This window comes from Methylophilus sp. VKM B-3414, assembly GCF_032248435.1.
Lineage (GTDB): Bacteria > Pseudomonadota > Gammaproteobacteria > Burkholderiales > Methylophilaceae > Methylophilus > Methylophilus glucosoxydans.
In genome coordinates this window covers 79,082-93,266 of the sequence record NZ_JAVTLI010000012.1, presented here as the reverse complement: position 1 = coordinate 93,266, position 14,185 = coordinate 79,082, and the positions used below count along the sequence as shown (strand labels likewise).

Here is a 14,185-nt window from a genome sequence, read left to right as displayed (position 1 = left end):
CATATTTTGCCAGGTCGCTTTAACACACATACAAGCATTCTCATCCCATCATTTACTTAAAAGGAGCATATGATGTCATCCCCAGCGATTAATCCAGCTTGGTTTATCAAACTCGTTACGCTTTTTACTATTGGCCTGACTAGCATGCCCGCGATGGCAGCCTTCACGGTATACACGGATAAAGCCAGCTTTTTGACTGCAGCGGGTACGGTGTCTAGCGAAACCTTTGACGCAGTGACGGCAGACCTAGATCCCAGCAGCACCGGCATCCACCTCAATGACTTCACATTGAGCGGCAGTGTCAGTGTCGATGCACCTTCTTCAACGATAGATATCAATGGCACAACCAACCTCTATTTCAACACCTCATACGGCGGCTGGGCGGATCTGATTTTTAGTCAGCCAATCACTGCCTTTGGGCTCACCATGAACAATAGTCGGCTACAATTGCTCTCCATCAGCTTGGCCCGTATCGGCCCGGCCTATGGTGAATACCATCATATTGCCACCTATGCCGCGCCAGACCCTTACGTCAGCAATCAAACTCTAAATGGCTTTATTGGGTTCACCTCCGATGTGGCGTTTAATCGCATCGTCTTTGCTGGCACCGGTTGCTGCTCCAGTACGTTTGCCGTAGACGATGTCACCTATGCGACGACGCTGGCGACGCCAGTGCCCGAGCCGTTATCCGCCAGCCTGCTTGGCCTGGGGGTCGCAGGCTTGTGCCTGTTTAGAAAACAACCGCTGCGTGTATAACTCACCGACACCTTGGCCATCAGGCCTGATGTTGATTTAACCCCGTTCAGCGCGGGGTTTTTAATTGGCATTTTTGCATGCATCATGTTTGCGTCAGCGCAATATGCGGGCACCTCAGCGCCGTATTATTCGCTATACGCTTTTGAGGAGGCCTGCATGCAACCACTCACCATCTCACCACCCAGCCGCAAGGTACCGGCTAACCAGTTTGCACTGTTCAACCTGGGCTTCAGGCCTTTTTTCTTGCTGGCTGCCTGCTTTGCGGTGCTCTCGATTGGCCTCTGGGTGTGGAAATATGCAACGCATTCGGCGCTAGTGTTGAACACGGTGACCGCATCACAGTGGCATGCACACGAAATGCTATATGGTTTTGCCTTTGCCGTGATTGCGGGATTTTTACTGACCGCGGTCAAAAACTGGACCGGTCTGCAGACCTTACATGGTCGCCCGCTCATAGGCTTGGTCACCTGCTGGGCATTGGCCCGCGCCGTCATGCTGATGGCACCCTACCTGGTCGCATTGGCAGCTGCGTTTGACGGCCTATTCAACCTGTGGCTGCTCATCGCGGTTGCCAGACCGATTATTCAGGTGAAGCAATGGCGCCAGCTGGGCGTACTGTCAAAAGTACTGTTGCTGTCGGTTGGCAACCTGGCTTTTTATTCGCAAGCGCTGGGCTGGACAAACCAAGGTGCACATGCCGCGCTATGGATGGGTTTACTGCTCAATGTCAGCCTGATCATGGTGATGAGCCGCCGCATTTTGCCCATGTTTATTGAGCGTGGCGTGAAAGAACAGGTGACGCTCAAAAATTCAGTTTGGATAGATCGCCTGTTGATGGTCTGCCTGGCCGCACTGCTGATCAATATATTAACCGCCAATGCTGAAATTCTGAATACAGTGTTAGGACTTACTATCAGCGTCAGCGCAAGCTTTAGGTTATGGCGCTGGCATACCCCCGGCATTTGGCAGCTGCCGCTACTGTGGAGTTTTTATCTGGGTCTGTGGCTTATTAACCTGGGCTTTTTACTATATGCCTTGAGTTTTTTGCTGCCAAGCATTTCGGTGATTCTGGCCATCCATTGCTGGGCGATTGGCGGCATCGGCGTGATTACGCTGGCGATGATGACTAGGGTCTCCTTAGGGCACACAGGCCGCAATATTCATAACCCACCGCGTAGCTTGGTATGGATATTTGGCCTGGTCATTTTTGCTACCCTGAGCCGGGTGTTATTGCCTATCGTGCTGCCAGACTTTTACCGTTTGTCAGTGATGCTGGCTGCCAGCACCTGGATCGCCGCATTCACATTATTTACGATTGTCTATTGGCCGATCCTCAGTCAACCACGCATTGACGGCACGCCCGGTTAACGCTCATTCTTTCCACTTGATAGAACAACCAATACTGGCGATTTGCTCTTTTGGACCCTGCCCAGTTTCGGCCACCTGTTTCATGGCTTTGAACAATTCACGGGTACTCTCAGGAGCAGTTTCCTTGCGGCTCTCGTCAAACCGACCCCGGTATTGCAACGCAAAATCTTTATTAAAGCCAAAAAAGTCTGGCGTACACACAGCATCATAAAGTTTGGCAATTTGCTGAGTTTCGTCTAACAGATAAGGAAACGGAAACGCCATCTCGGTGGCAATTTTGCGCATGTTCTCAGGGCTGTCTTCCGGATAATCGGAAGGGTCATTAGACATAATTGCCACCGTATTCACGCCCAGCGTCTGTAGTTCTTTTACGTCAGCGATCAGGCGAGGCAAGATGGCTTTCACGTAAGGGCAATGGTTACAGATAAACATCACCAGCAGACCATTTGGCCCCATGCTGGTTTCAAGATTGACGAGCTTGCCATCTACATTAGGCAAATTGAATGCCGGTGCTTTCCAGCCAAAATCACAGACGGGGGGGCTAATACTTGCCATCAGAGTTGCTCCTGCCATTAGATCAAACCATCATGGTACGTGATTAAGACGCCAAGGTGAATCTTGTCACCACCGTGCCCGCACACAGGCATTTTGGTTACAATGCCAGTCATGAGTAATTTACGATTTCATAGCCCGGCTGCATTGACTGTGGGCCAATCCGTCCCACTCAGTGATAACGCTATGGCGCATGCGGTCAGGGTCATGCGGCTCAAAGTGGGCGATACGTTAATCCTGTTTTGTGGCGATGGTTTTGACTATCTCTGCGCGCTGACGCAGGTCGAGAAAAAATCCGCTACCGTTGAAGTCCTCAGCCGCACACAGGTCAGCAATGAATCGCCACTGAATATCCGCCTGCTACAAGGCATCTCCAGCGGCGACCGCATGGATTACACCATCCAGAAAGCGGTGGAACTGGGTGTGCGCGAAATCTTCCCGTTAAGCACCGAGCGCTGCGTGACCAAACTCAGTGGCGACCGCGCCGAAAAGCGCGTCGAACACTGGCAAGGCGTGGCAATCGCCGCCTGCGAGCAAAGTGGCCGCGCCATAATTCCGTTAGTACACGCGCCTCTCACGCTTGCACAATGGCTGAGCCAGCACGCGACCGCTAACAGCCTTAGCCTGTTATTGAATCCTGTCGGTGCACAAAGGCTGGCATCACTAAACCCGCCAAAAAACGCCATTCATTTATTAATTGGCCCGGAAGGCGGCTTGAGCGCGGCAGAAATTGCGCTCGCCTCGCAACATCACTTCCAGTCTATCGTGCTTGGCCCACGGATTTTACGTACTGAAACCGCAGCATTGACTGCCATGAGCGTGATGCAGTCACTGTGGGGAGACTTTTAAGCAGGTCTGACACTGCACACTTAGCAACCCAAGGAGCCTCTATGGAACCCCGCCCACCCTTACCGCCCTTTACCCTGGAAACTGCCATGCAAAAAGTACGCATGGCCGAAGATGCCTGGAACAGCCGCGACCCGGATCGCGTGATCCAGGTCTACACGGAAGATACGGTTTGGCGTAACCGTGCCGAGTTTCCAGTAGGGCGTGCAGAGGTGCATCAGTTTTTAACGCGCAAATGGGCGCGCGAACTGGATTACCGTTTGATCAAGGAAATCTGGGCGTTTCTGGATAACAAGATTGCTGTGCGCTTTGCCTACGAGTGGCACGACGACGCGGGCAATTGGTATCGCAGCTACGGTAATGAAAACTGGATGTTTAACGACGCCGGGCTGATGATGCAGCGCCACGCCAGTATTAACGACCTGCCGATTAAAGAAGCAGACCGCAAATTCTTCTGGCCCCTGGGTAGACGCCCGGATGAGCACCCCGGACTGACCGCGCTCGGTTTATAAGGCGGCACATGTTTCAAGTCATGCTGCAAATGGCCTTGCTGATTATGGCAGGCATGCTCTGGCAACGCTGGGCGCCCTCGCACATCACCGCCCTGTCACACCGTCGTGCGCTGACAGATCTGGTGTTTTATGTGCTATTGCCAGCCTTGGTGCTCAATATCTTATGGCAAGCACCGTTTGATTTGAGTGCAGTCAAAATTGCGCTGACTGCCGTGTGCCGCTTGATGGTCGCGGCCTCGTGCATGTGGCTGGTACTGCAATTATTGCAACGTCTGATGACCGTGACCCGTGCCCAGCAAGGCGCACTGATGCTGGCGGCCACCTTCCCGAACGCGACCTACCTTGGACTACCGGTGACCAGCGAGGTATTGGGCGACTGGACGCATGAAATTGTGCTCAAGTTTGATCTGTTTGCCTGCACGCCGATCTTACTCAGCCTGGGCATGCTCATGGCGCAACATTTTGGCCATGCAGAACAACGCTCGCACCCGCTCAAGGAACTCATGCGCGTGCCACCGCTATGGGCCTTGCTCTTGGCGGCCATCCTCAATCTGTGCCACATTCCGCAACCGGTCATGGTTGCACATGCCTTGCATACCCTGGCGGGCGGCGTGGTGCCCCTGATGCTGATTGCACTGGGCATGAGCATCCGCTGGGATACTTTTAAACTGAAATTCATGCCCTTGTTATTGCCCGTGTGTGCCATTGGCCTGTGCGTCGCACCGCTGGTGACCTGGTGCTTTGCACAATGGCTGGGCATCTCGGGTGACACCCTGACCGCCTGCATTTTGCTGGCTGCCATGCCGACCATGGTATTTGGCATTATTATCTGCGAGCGCTATCACCTGGATGGCGCACTGTATGCCGCGGCCGTGTTCTTGAGTACCCTGCTCAGCATCGCCAGCCTGTCAGTATGGTTTGCAGCATTGCAGCCCTGACAGCAACCGCTTTAGCTCGTTAAAACCATCCTGTCCGACGGAATCTTTGCCGTCAAATCTGTCATACGTCATATGACGAGTTGTCTGCAAGCGCAACTGTTTTTATGATGCAATCCATCAGTCATGCCTCCGTGAAGTGTTATTAGGGATTATCAAACGATCATGCCGAAAACCACGACCAACCATTACCTCAGTGCGCATCCCGCGCCACCGGATACGCTGGCCAGTTTGCTGGCGGGCGCCGGGATCACGATTAATGGCAACGCGCCCTGGGATATCCAGGTGTATGAAGAAAGCGTCTACCGCGATGTGTTGACCAAAGGCTCGCTCGGACTGGGACAGGCGTTTATCGAGGGCCGCTGGGGCTGCAACCGGCTGGACGAGTTTTTCCATCGCGTCATGCGGGCGGACCTGGATGAAAAAATGGGCGGGACGGCCAGACTCAAATTATTGGCTGAGATCATTCGTCATACCCTGTTTAACCTGCAAGCGCCGCACCGGGCTTATCAGGTGGCGCAGCAACACTACGATATTGGCAATGATGTGTTTGAAGCCATGCTGGATTCGAGCATGAGTTACTCTTGCGGCTACTGGCAACATGCGCAAACGCTGGAAGAAGCCCAGCGTCACAAGCTGGATATGATTTGCCAAAAGCTGGATTTGCAACCCGGTGACCGCGTACTGGAAATCGGCTGTGGCTGGGGCGGGCTGGCCAAACATATGGCACAACACTATGGGGTGCAGGTGCTCGGCATCACGGTGTCAGTTGAGCAACAGGCCTTAGCCAGAGAACGTTGTGCAGGATTGCCGGTGGATATCCAGCTCAAGGACTACCGCGAGTTGCATGGTCAATTCGACAAAATTGTCTCGGTTGGCATGTTTGAGCATGTGGGCCAAAAGAACTACGAAACGTATTTTGCCACCGCACAGCGCTTGCTTAAGGATAACGGGCTGTTTTTGTTGCATACCATAGGCAATCATAAAACCGCCCTGCATACCGACGCCTGGATAGACCGCTATATTTTTCCGAATGGCAAATTGCCCTCGGCCAGCGAAATCACTGGGGCGATTGAAGAAAAGTTTTTAATTGAAGACTGGCATAACTTCGGACCGGATTATGACCGCACCCTGATGGCCTGGTGGGACAAATTCAACCGTGCCTGGCCTGAATTGCAGTTTAAGTATGATGAAAGTTTTTACCGGATGTGGAAATACTACCTGATGTGTTGCGCAGGCTATTTCCGCGCCCGGCAAGGGCAACTCTGGCAGCTGGTATTGAGCAAACGGCAGAGCAACCGTGTGTATCGCTCAATCCGCCCGCAGCCAGTCAGTTGATGTTGACGTAGTCTCTCTGTGTTCTTGACCTTAATATGACGGCCTTGGCCGTCATTTTTTTGCGCACCGCTCCCCTTGAATATCTACAAAAACAAAACTTTTTAAGTGCCGATACACGCCGATGAGCGCGAACTGCCCCTGCTAACATTCTGCTGCGCTTGAAACTGCGCGCGCTTTACTTACGCTAAAAACTCAGACCGGGTCTCGCCTGATCGGCGTTTATCTGCTTTCATCGGTGAAAAATCAACACCCCAATATTTGCAATAAAAACCATTTTTATTTATTATTTTGCAAATTAACCTTAAATTAAACGCAAAATGCTCGGCTCAAACATCAGGGAATTGCGTAAATCGCAAAATTTAACCTTGCAGCAACTGGCTGCCCGCATGGGCACAGATGCCAGCAATTTATCGCGCATTGAACGCGGTGAGATTGGCATCTCTGAAGCCCTGCTGCGCGCCGCCGCACAGGCGCTGCATACCACGCCTGGCCGGCTCTATGATGCCAACCTAACCCCCGTCTCGCTGACCAACACGCCACCAGCCATCCTCTCTAGCACGAATAGCAAAGAGTTTGTGCATTGGTTTCGCTCTGCGGCGCCTTATATCCACGCCTTTGGCGGCAGCACCTTTGTCATTGCATTTGGCGGAGAAGTCGTCAGTGAACAACAGTTTGTGGCGCTTTCGCACGACCTCAACCTGCTGGCCAGCCTAGAAGTCAGACTGGTATTAGTCCACGGTGCCCGGCCACAAATTGAGCAACGCCTGAAACGTGACCACCTCACCCCCAAACTGCATAACGGCTTGCGGATCACCGACGATGCCGCCATGGAGGCGGTGAAAGAGGCCAATGGCGCCATCCGGGTAGAGATTGAATCACTGTTATCCATGGGCATTGCCAACTCGCCGATGGCAGGCAGCGACATCCGTGTTGCCAGTGGTAATTTTGTCACCGCCAAACCCTTGGGCGTACGCGACGGTGTGGATCTGCAACATACCGGCGAAGTGCGCAAGATTGATGCGGTCGGCATCCAGAAACGGCTGGACGATGGCGAGATGGTGTTGTTGTCGCCCATGGGTTACTCCCCCACCGGCGAGACCTTTAACCTGACCCTGGAAGATGTCGCGGTGAGTGCCGCCATTGCGCTGGATGCAGAAAAACTGATTTTCCTGATGGACTCAGAAGGGATCCAGAACCTGCGCGGCGAATTGTTGCGCGAAATGACCTCGGCCAAGGCGCGTAACCTGCTTCGTAACGTGCAGGAAAGTGATGAGCCGATTTTCTATTCCGAGGACGTCAATTATTACCTGCCCGCCGCCGTGCGTGCCTGCGAGCATGGCGTGGCCAGAACCCACCTGATCTCGCGCCACATTGATGGCGCCATTATTCAGGAGCTGTTTACGCGCCAGGGCATAGGCACCATGATCACCGAACTGTCACTGGAAACCATGCGCCAGGCCAATATCGAAGATGTAGGCGGCATTTTACGGTTGATTGAACCCCTGGAGAATGAGGGCATTCTGGTGCGGCGCGGCCGCGAACGCATCGAGATGGAGATCAACTATTTTTATGTGATGGAACACGATAACCGCGTCATCGGTTGCGCGGCTTTATATCCGTTTCACGAGGAAAAAATGGTAGAGTTCGCCTGCCTGGCGATAGATCCCGCTTACCGTGGCGGTGGCCGCGGTGACAAGCTGTTTAACTTTTGCCAGCAGCAAGCCAGTCAAAAAGGCTTTAAACAGCTTTTCTGCCTGACCACCCGCACCGAGCACTGGTTTCTGGAGCGCGGCTTTAGCGAACAAAGCGTGGAGCAACTGCCGCAAGAGAAACTCAAGTTCTATAATTTCCAGCGCAAGTCCAAGGTATTTGTGAAACCTTTGTAAGGCCGCAGACCCTTTTATGGCCCCTAAAAAACAAACAATGACCTTAGCTTCTTGAAATGCAACCATTTCATGCCCACTTACGTTACATTGGATATCCGATTGCCATGCAAGCGCTCTGGCAATCAAGCATTTATTTAAACCACATAAACAAAAGGAAAACATGAAACAGTTTTGGAAGCTATTGATGGTGTTGATGGTCTGCATGAGTTTGTTGTCTGGTGTGGCAGAGGCCAAGCGTTTGGGCGGTGGCGGCAGTTTTGGTAAAAATCGGCCTGCGCCTGCCAAACAAATGCAACGTGCGCCTGAAGCGACGCCACAACCAGCCCCTGCGGCTGCACCACGTAACGGGATGAGCAAATGGATGGGGCCATTGGCCGGTCTTGCCATTGGTGCCGGCTTGGCAACCCTGTTTTCACACGGCGGATTGGGCGATTTTGCCAATAATTTCAGCACATTATTGATGGTGGTTGCAGGCTTTGCCTTGCTGATGTTTTTAGTGCGTCGCTTTAAAAATGCGCAAGCCTCGCCGCCGCAATACGCCGGCGCAGGCGCACCGTATGCCCCCGCCGGATTTCAATCTGAATCCGCATACAACGCCAGCGCTGCCCCCACAATAAAAGCAGATATTCCTGCCGATTTTCCGGTGGATAGTTTTTTACGTGGAGCCAAAGCTTCATTTATTCGTCTGCAAGCCGCCAACGACCGCAAAGACATCCAAGACATTCGTGAATACACCACCCCTGAGGTCTATGCTGAAATCACGCTGCAATTGCAAGAACGCGGCGATGCCCCACAAACAACCGAGGTATTGAATATTGATGCCGAGCTGATTGAGGTGGTCACTGAAGGCGCTTACACCATTGCCAGTGTGCGTTACTCGGGTCAGTTGCGCGAAAACAATGCTGCGATTGAACACATCAATGAAATCTGGCACTTGCAAAAAGCGTTACAGCCAAGCAATGCGCCATGGTTATTGGCAGGGATTCAGCAAGCCTGATCTGGATGATGCATCCAGATTAGGCCACTGGCTGCCCTAAATTCGCATGAGGTGTAAGCGCTGTTTTTTAATCAGCGCTTCACATTTCTGCGGTAAAATTCACGCTGTTTTGAACTCAATACGGACCTCCGATGATGCAACATGCCACTGCCTCGCAAAAGGCAAAAACCCTGTCCGAAGCGCTGCCCTACATCAAACGCTTTTTTGATAAAACCATCGTGATTAAATATGGCGGCAACGCCATGACGGACGACCGCCTCAAAGAATGTTTTGCGCAGGATGTGGTGCTGTTAAAACTGGTGGGCATGAACCCGGTGGTGGTGCATGGCGGCGGCCCGCAAATCAATGAAATGCTGGACAAGCTGGGCAAAAAAGGCGAGTTCATTCAGGGCATGCGTGTCACCGACGAAGAAACCATGGACGTGGTGGAAATGGTGTTGGGTGGCCAGGTGAACAAGGAAATCGTGAACCTGATCAATCGCCATGGCGGCAAGGCCGTCGGCTTGACCGGCCAGGATGGTAACTTTATCCATGCGCACAAACTGCTGATGGAAGACCTCAAAGACCCGAGCAAAATGATTGATGTCGGCCAGGTGGGCGAGATTTCCGGCATAGACCCCAGCATCATTACGTTTCTGGATAGCGGTGACTTTATACCGGTCGTCGCGCCCATTGGCGTAGGCAAGGATGGCGAAACTTATAACATCAATGCTGATGTGGTGGCGGGCAAACTGGCTGAAATCCTTAATGCAGAAAAACTCATTTTGCTGACCAATACACCAGGTGTGCTGGATAAAAATGGCCAGCTGCTGACCGGCCTGACACCCAAGCAAATCGATGACCTGGTAGAGGATGGCACCCTGAGTGGCGGCATGTTGCCAAAAATCGGTTCTGCGCTAGATGCGGCGCGCAGTGGCGTCAAGTCTGTGCACATCATTGATGGCCGCGTGGAGCATGCCTTGCTGCTGGAAGTGTTGACTGACGAAGGCGTGGGCACGCTGATCAAGGCGAAATAGCCATTCAGCCACGCTCATCAGCAGTGCCCAACCATGGCTGAGATTATTTTATACAGCAACAAACTGTCGCGTGGCCGTGCCGTGCACTGGCTGCTCGAAGAGCTGGGCCTTGTGTATCAGGCGGTGTGGCTGGACTTTGGTCCGGCCATGAAAAAAGCAGACTACCTGGCAATCAACCCCATGGGCAAAGTACCTGCCCTCCAGCATGGCGGGGCCGTGGTCACCGAGACGGCCGCGATCCTGACCTATCTGGCAGACACGTTTGCCGACAAGGGCTTGATTCCAGCCGCAGGCACCCCGGAAAGGGCCGCTTTTTACCGCTGGATGTTTTTTATTGCCGGTCCGTTGGAAGCGTCAACCACGGCTGAGTTTCTGGGCTGGCAAACGCCGGAAAAAACACCTTTGGGTACGCCTTGTCAGGCTTTTCTGGGCTTTGGCTCACTGACACTCACGCTAGATACCCTGGAATCGCATTTACGCCAGCATGCCTATGTGTGTGGCGACCAGTTCACCGCCGCCGATGTCTATCTGGCGACCCATCTGGCGTTTGGCATGCGTTACACCAAAGCCTATCCGCCGCGTGCCGTCTTTGACGACTACTTAAACCGCCTGCTGCACCGCCCGGCCAAATTGCGGGCAGATGCCCTTTAATCTGGCACGACAGTAATGACGCGCAGAGTGTGGATTTTTGACCTGGACGACACCCTGCACAACGCCTCGGCGCACATCTTCCCGGTGATGAACCGCGCCATGACCCAATATATCCAGGATCACTTGCAACTGGATGAACCTGCCGCCTGCGCCTTGCGCCAGCATTACTGGCAGGTCTATGGCGCCACTCTCAAAGGGCTGATGCGCCACCACGGGGTCAACCCGCATCATTTTCTTGCAGAAACCCATGCCTTTCTGACGGACGAGATGGTGCATACCACCAAACAGCTCAGGCAATTATTGCAGCAACTGCCGGGACGTAAATGCGTCTTCACCAACGCACCGCGTCACTATGCGTTGCGCGTGCTGCAAGTGCTGGGCATTGAGGATTGCTTTTCACTGGTCTTCAGTGTGGAATCCAGTGGCTTTCACGCCAAGCCCAGCGTGCGCGGGTTTCAATTGCTGCTACGCCAGCTTAAATGCCGTGCGGCAGATTGCACCTTGTTTGAAGACAGCCTGCCCGCACTAATGACGGCCAAACGGCTGGGGATGCGCACGGTGTGGATCAGCAGCAAGTTACGCAAACCAAACTTTGTGCAATATAGGTTAGCGCATATGTTGGCGCTCACTCACAGTGGCCTGAAAAAAGGGCCGGTTTACATTCCCGCCGCCGGTGAATAAGGTTAAAATACGGGTCAAAATAACCACCTAACGATCAGGCTCAGGCTCCCCATCATTATGGCTACTATCAATAAAGAAGCACGCGCAAACCGTAAACAGCAAATTCTGGAAACCCTGGCAGGCATGCTGCAAACACCACGTGGCGAAAAAGTCACCACGGCAGCCCTGGCTGCCAAACTCGATGTTTCCGAGGCGGCACTTTACCGCCACTTTGCCAACAAGGCCAAAATGTTTGAGGGCCTGATCGAGTTTATTGAAAGCGCCTTGTTTGGTGTCATGAACAAAATCACCACCGACGAAACCGATGGCCTCAAGCAAGTACAGCTGATGCTGCAAACCATGCTCAAGTTTGCCGAGCGCAATCCCGGCATGTCACGGGTGTTGATTGGCGATGCCCTGGTCAATGAAGATGACGCCTTGCAATTACGTATCAACCAGTTGCTGGACAGGTTAGAAGCCAGCCTCAAGCAATCGTTGCGTATTGCCGAAGCACAGGGTCACAAAATCAATGATGCCGGCACGGCGGCCAATACCATGATCAGTTTTGTGCTGGGCCGCTGGCATGCTTTTGCCAAAAGCGGATTCAAACGCAAACCGAGCGACAATCTTGAGCAACACTTGGCCCAGCTGATTACGGGCTGCCTGCAATAAGTTTCAACAGAAAGTATCACGGATGGAAACCACTATTTTTGGCATGAATGAAGCCCAACTCACCGAGTTTGGCATGTCCTGGGGCCTCGCGTTCCTCATGCTGTTTATTGTCTTTATTGTGGGCAACCTGGCCTGGAAATCCAAAGCGGGCAAAACCGGCACTTTTGCCTTGTTTCTGGCCCTGACGCTGGGGCTGGTCGGATTCCTGGCCAAATTTGCCATTCAGCACTATCTGAATATTCACTAGCTGAATATTCACCTGTTTTATCAAAACCAGCGTCTGCTTTATACTGCATGCTCCCTTGGTGAGGTGAAGCAATGCAGCACATCCTGGTTTACTCAGACTCGTTAAGCTGGGGCATCATCCCCAATACCCGTCAGCGCCTGCCGTTTGAGCAGCGCTGGCCTGGGGTCCTCGAAATCAGCCTGAGTCAAATGCAGCAACGCGTGCGCGTGATTGAAGATTGCCTGAATGGCAGGCGCACGGTGTTCGAAGACCCGTTCAAACCCGGACGCAACGGCCAGCAAGGGTTGGCGCAGCGTATCGAAATCCATTCGCCGCTGGCGCTGGTCATCCTCATGCTGGGCACCAATGACTTTCAGTCCATGCATCCGCACACCGCCTGGCACGCCGCGCAAGGCATGGCCAGCCTGGTCACCACCATACGGCAAGCCCCGATAGAATCAGGCATGCCTGTCCCACAAGTCATGATCGTGGCACCACCACTCATCACTCAACCACAAGGACCGATTGCAGAAAAGTTTGCTGGCGCCGCACAAAAATGCCAGGGACTGGCCACGGCTTACCGCGCAGTCAGCCAGGCGATGGATTGCCTGTTTGTCGATGCAGGGTACATCGTCACCACCAGTGAAATAGATGGCGTGCATCTGGATGCTCCACAACATCTGCAATTAGGGCAAGCCCTGGCCCATGAAGTGAACGCGTTTCTAGGGCAGCAAGCCTGAATTGGCTATTGCGATCCTGCTGTCCGTCCGCTACCCTTAATCAATTTATCACACCACCGTTTTCGCCATGGATCACGTACTGCCCCCTCAAGATAACGATACTTATAAAACATTGCTGGAATCCACCAAAGCGATTCCATGGAAATTAGACTGGGCCTCCAAACGGTTCACTTATATTGGTCCACAAATTGAGTCCTTACTCGGCTGGACACAGGACAGCTGGCAATCCGCAGGGGACTGGGCCGCACGCATGCACGAGGAAGACCGCGATCGGGTATTCAATTTTTGTATCTCGCAATCACTGCAAGGCCTGGATCATGAAGCCGACTACCGCGCACTGACGGCTGACGGTGGCTTTGTCTGGATACGCGATGTGGTACATGTGATCCGTGCTGCGAACGGCGAGCCCGAGGCACTGATTGGCTTTATGTTTGATATCAGCGAACGCAAACAAACAGAACAACAATTACTGGATTTGCAAAAACAACTTGAAGTGCTGTCCTATCAGGATAGCCTGACTGGCGTCGCCAACCGCCGCATGTTTGACAGCGTGCTGGAAAAAGAATGGCTGGAAGCCAGCAGACATCAGCAGCCCTTGGCACTGATCATGATAGATATCGACTATTTCAAGCAATTCAATGATGCTTACGGGCATCTGAAAGGCGATGAGATACTCAAGCAAGTCTCCAGCCTGTTGTCTCATGCAGGCGTGCGTGCAAATGATTTTTTTGCCAGATTTGGCGGCGAAGAGTTTGCCTGGATTTTACCGGAGACCGATCTTGTTTCCGCAGGCAAGATTGCTGAGCGTTGCCGCCATCTGATTTTCAAGGCACAGATTCCGCATGCGCACTCAGCCGTCAGTCAGCTGCTCACCATCAGTGTGGGGGTGGGCAGCATCATCCCCTCAGCAACAGACCAGATGAATGATTTTTTGGCGGATGTAGACAGACTGATGTATCACGCCAAGCATCAAGGCAGAAACCGGATAGTCTTGCAGGAAGAGGTTTAGACCCTAAACGGTCGCGGACTG

16 protein-coding genes are annotated in these 14,185 nt (G+C 53.0%); 15 read left to right on the top strand and 1 reads right to left on the bottom strand.

All coding sequences use genetic code 11. From position 1 onward, the window contains the following. The first annotated feature begins 69 nt into the window (after positions 1–69). A complete protein-coding gene (locus Q9292_RS12710; RefSeq protein WP_313988663.1) occupies positions 70–756 on the top strand; it encodes a PEP-CTERM sorting domain-containing protein in 687 nt (228 codons plus the stop codon). A gap of 156 nt (positions 757–912) precedes the next feature. Next, positions 913–2,124 (top strand): NnrS family protein, encoded by a 1,212-nt coding sequence (locus Q9292_RS12705; protein ID WP_313988661.1) that lies wholly within the window; start codon positions 913–915, stop codon positions 2,122–2,124. A 3-nt stretch (positions 2,125–2,127) separates the two neighbouring features. Here the strand turns inward: Q9292_RS12705 and Q9292_RS12700 are convergent, their stop codons facing one another. Continuing rightward, positions 2,128–2,679, bottom strand: a complete 552-nt coding sequence (locus Q9292_RS12700; protein WP_313988658.1) for a thioredoxin family protein — start codon at positions 2,677–2,679, stop codon at positions 2,128–2,130. Between the two features lie 111 nt (positions 2,680–2,790). On the opposite strand from Q9292_RS12700, the gene Q9292_RS12695 reads away from it, so the two are divergent. The 13 genes from Q9292_RS12695 to Q9292_RS12635 all read left to right on the top strand — a co-directional run bounded on the left by Q9292_RS12695 (position 2,791) and on the right by Q9292_RS12635 (position 14,164). After that, the gene (locus tag Q9292_RS12695) at positions 2,791–3,525 is read left to right on the top strand and encodes a 16S rRNA (uracil(1498)-N(3))-methyltransferase (RefSeq protein ID WP_313988655.1); all 735 of its coding nucleotides are present in this window, start codon (positions 2,791–2,793) and stop codon (positions 3,523–3,525) included. 41 nt (positions 3,526–3,566) lie between these two features. Next, positions 3,567–4,034: a nuclear transport factor 2 family protein gene (locus tag Q9292_RS12690; RefSeq protein ID WP_275356574.1), complete on the top strand. Its 468-nt coding sequence runs from the start codon at positions 3,567–3,569 to the stop codon at positions 4,032–4,034. Between the two features lie 8 nt (positions 4,035–4,042). Then, entirely contained in the window at positions 4,043–4,972 is a 930-nt protein-coding gene (locus tag Q9292_RS12685) for an AEC family transporter (protein ID WP_313988653.1), read from the top strand. A gap of 162 nt (positions 4,973–5,134) precedes the next feature. Then, positions 5,135–6,307 carry a cyclopropane fatty acyl phospholipid synthase gene (cfa, locus tag Q9292_RS12680; RefSeq protein ID WP_313988651.1) on the top strand — a complete coding sequence of 391 codons (1,173 nt, stop codon included), beginning with the start codon at positions 5,135–5,137 and terminating at the stop codon, positions 6,305–6,307. Between the two features lie 317 nt (positions 6,308–6,624). Then, positions 6,625–8,193 (top strand): amino-acid N-acetyltransferase, encoded by a 1,569-nt coding sequence (argA, locus tag Q9292_RS12675; protein WP_194749211.1) that lies wholly within the window; start codon positions 6,625–6,627, stop codon positions 8,191–8,193. Positions 8,194–8,353: 160 nt separating this feature from the next. Then, positions 8,354–9,190, top strand: a complete 837-nt coding sequence (locus Q9292_RS12670) for a Tim44-like domain-containing protein (protein ID WP_313988649.1) — start codon at positions 8,354–8,356, stop codon at positions 9,188–9,190. 134 nt (positions 9,191–9,324) lie between these two features. Next, positions 9,325–10,206, top strand: a complete 882-nt coding sequence (argB, locus tag Q9292_RS12665; protein ID WP_379073761.1) for an acetylglutamate kinase — start codon at positions 9,325–9,327, stop codon at positions 10,204–10,206. 33 nt (positions 10,207–10,239) lie between these two features. Next, entirely contained in the window at positions 10,240–10,857 is a 618-nt protein-coding gene (locus Q9292_RS12660; protein ID WP_313988647.1) for a glutathione S-transferase family protein, read from the top strand. Positions 10,858–10,872: 15 nt separating this feature from the next. Next, positions 10,873–11,538: a pyrimidine 5'-nucleotidase gene (locus Q9292_RS12655; protein ID WP_313988644.1), complete on the top strand. Its 666-nt coding sequence runs from the start codon at positions 10,873–10,875 to the stop codon at positions 11,536–11,538. A 57-nt stretch (positions 11,539–11,595) separates the two neighbouring features. After that, positions 11,596–12,189, top strand: a complete 594-nt coding sequence (slmA, locus tag Q9292_RS12650) for a nucleoid occlusion factor SlmA (RefSeq protein ID WP_275356568.1) — start codon at positions 11,596–11,598, stop codon at positions 12,187–12,189. Positions 12,190–12,211: 22 nt separating this feature from the next. Then, positions 12,212–12,436, top strand: a complete 225-nt coding sequence (locus Q9292_RS12645) for a DUF2788 domain-containing protein (RefSeq protein ID WP_194749205.1) — start codon at positions 12,212–12,214, stop codon at positions 12,434–12,436. A 71-nt stretch (positions 12,437–12,507) separates the two neighbouring features. Further along, positions 12,508–13,155 (top strand): SGNH/GDSL hydrolase family protein, encoded by a 648-nt coding sequence (locus tag Q9292_RS12640; RefSeq protein WP_313988640.1) that lies wholly within the window; start codon positions 12,508–12,510, stop codon positions 13,153–13,155. Positions 13,156–13,222: 67 nt separating this feature from the next. Then, positions 13,223–14,164: a sensor domain-containing diguanylate cyclase gene (locus Q9292_RS12635; RefSeq protein ID WP_194749203.1), complete on the top strand. Its 942-nt coding sequence runs from the start codon at positions 13,223–13,225 to the stop codon at positions 14,162–14,164. Positions 14,165–14,185 lie beyond the last annotated feature (21 nt).

Coding starts and splice junctions, on each gene's coding strand:
- Q9292_RS12690 (WP_275356574.1), top strand. CDS start 3,567: ATGGAACCCCGCCCACCCTTACCGCCCTTTACCCTGGAAACTGCCATG.
- slmA (WP_275356568.1), top strand. CDS start 11,596: ATGGCTACTATCAATAAAGAAGCACGCGCAAACCGTAAACAGCAAATT.
- Q9292_RS12670 (WP_313988649.1), top strand. CDS start 8,354: ATGAAACAGTTTTGGAAGCTATTGATGGTGTTGATGGTCTGCATGAGT.
- Q9292_RS12685 (WP_313988653.1), top strand. CDS start 4,043: ATGTTTCAAGTCATGCTGCAAATGGCCTTGCTGATTATGGCAGGCATG.
- Q9292_RS12655 (WP_313988644.1), top strand. CDS start 10,873: ATGACGCGCAGAGTGTGGATTTTTGACCTGGACGACACCCTGCACAAC.
- Q9292_RS12660 (WP_313988647.1), top strand. CDS start 10,240: ATGGCTGAGATTATTTTATACAGCAACAAACTGTCGCGTGGCCGTGCC.
- Q9292_RS12645 (WP_194749205.1), top strand. CDS start 12,212: ATGGAAACCACTATTTTTGGCATGAATGAAGCCCAACTCACCGAGTTT.
- Q9292_RS12705 (WP_313988661.1), top strand. CDS start 913: ATGCAACCACTCACCATCTCACCACCCAGCCGCAAGGTACCGGCTAAC.
- cfa (WP_313988651.1), top strand. CDS start 5,135: ATGCCGAAAACCACGACCAACCATTACCTCAGTGCGCATCCCGCGCCA.
- Q9292_RS12695 (WP_313988655.1), top strand. CDS start 2,791: ATGAGTAATTTACGATTTCATAGCCCGGCTGCATTGACTGTGGGCCAA.
- Q9292_RS12710 (WP_313988663.1), top strand. CDS start 70: ATGATGTCATCCCCAGCGATTAATCCAGCTTGGTTTATCAAACTCGTT.
- argA (WP_194749211.1), top strand. CDS start 6,625: ATGCTCGGCTCAAACATCAGGGAATTGCGTAAATCGCAAAATTTAACC.
- Q9292_RS12700 (WP_313988658.1), bottom strand. CDS start 2,679: ATGGCAAGTATTAGCCCCCCCGTCTGTGATTTTGGCTGGAAAGCACCG.
- argB (WP_379073761.1), top strand. CDS start 9,325: ATGCAACATGCCACTGCCTCGCAAAAGGCAAAAACCCTGTCCGAAGCG.
- Q9292_RS12635 (WP_194749203.1), top strand. CDS start 13,223: ATGGATCACGTACTGCCCCCTCAAGATAACGATACTTATAAAACATTG.
- Q9292_RS12640 (WP_313988640.1), top strand. CDS start 12,508: ATGCAGCACATCCTGGTTTACTCAGACTCGTTAAGCTGGGGCATCATC.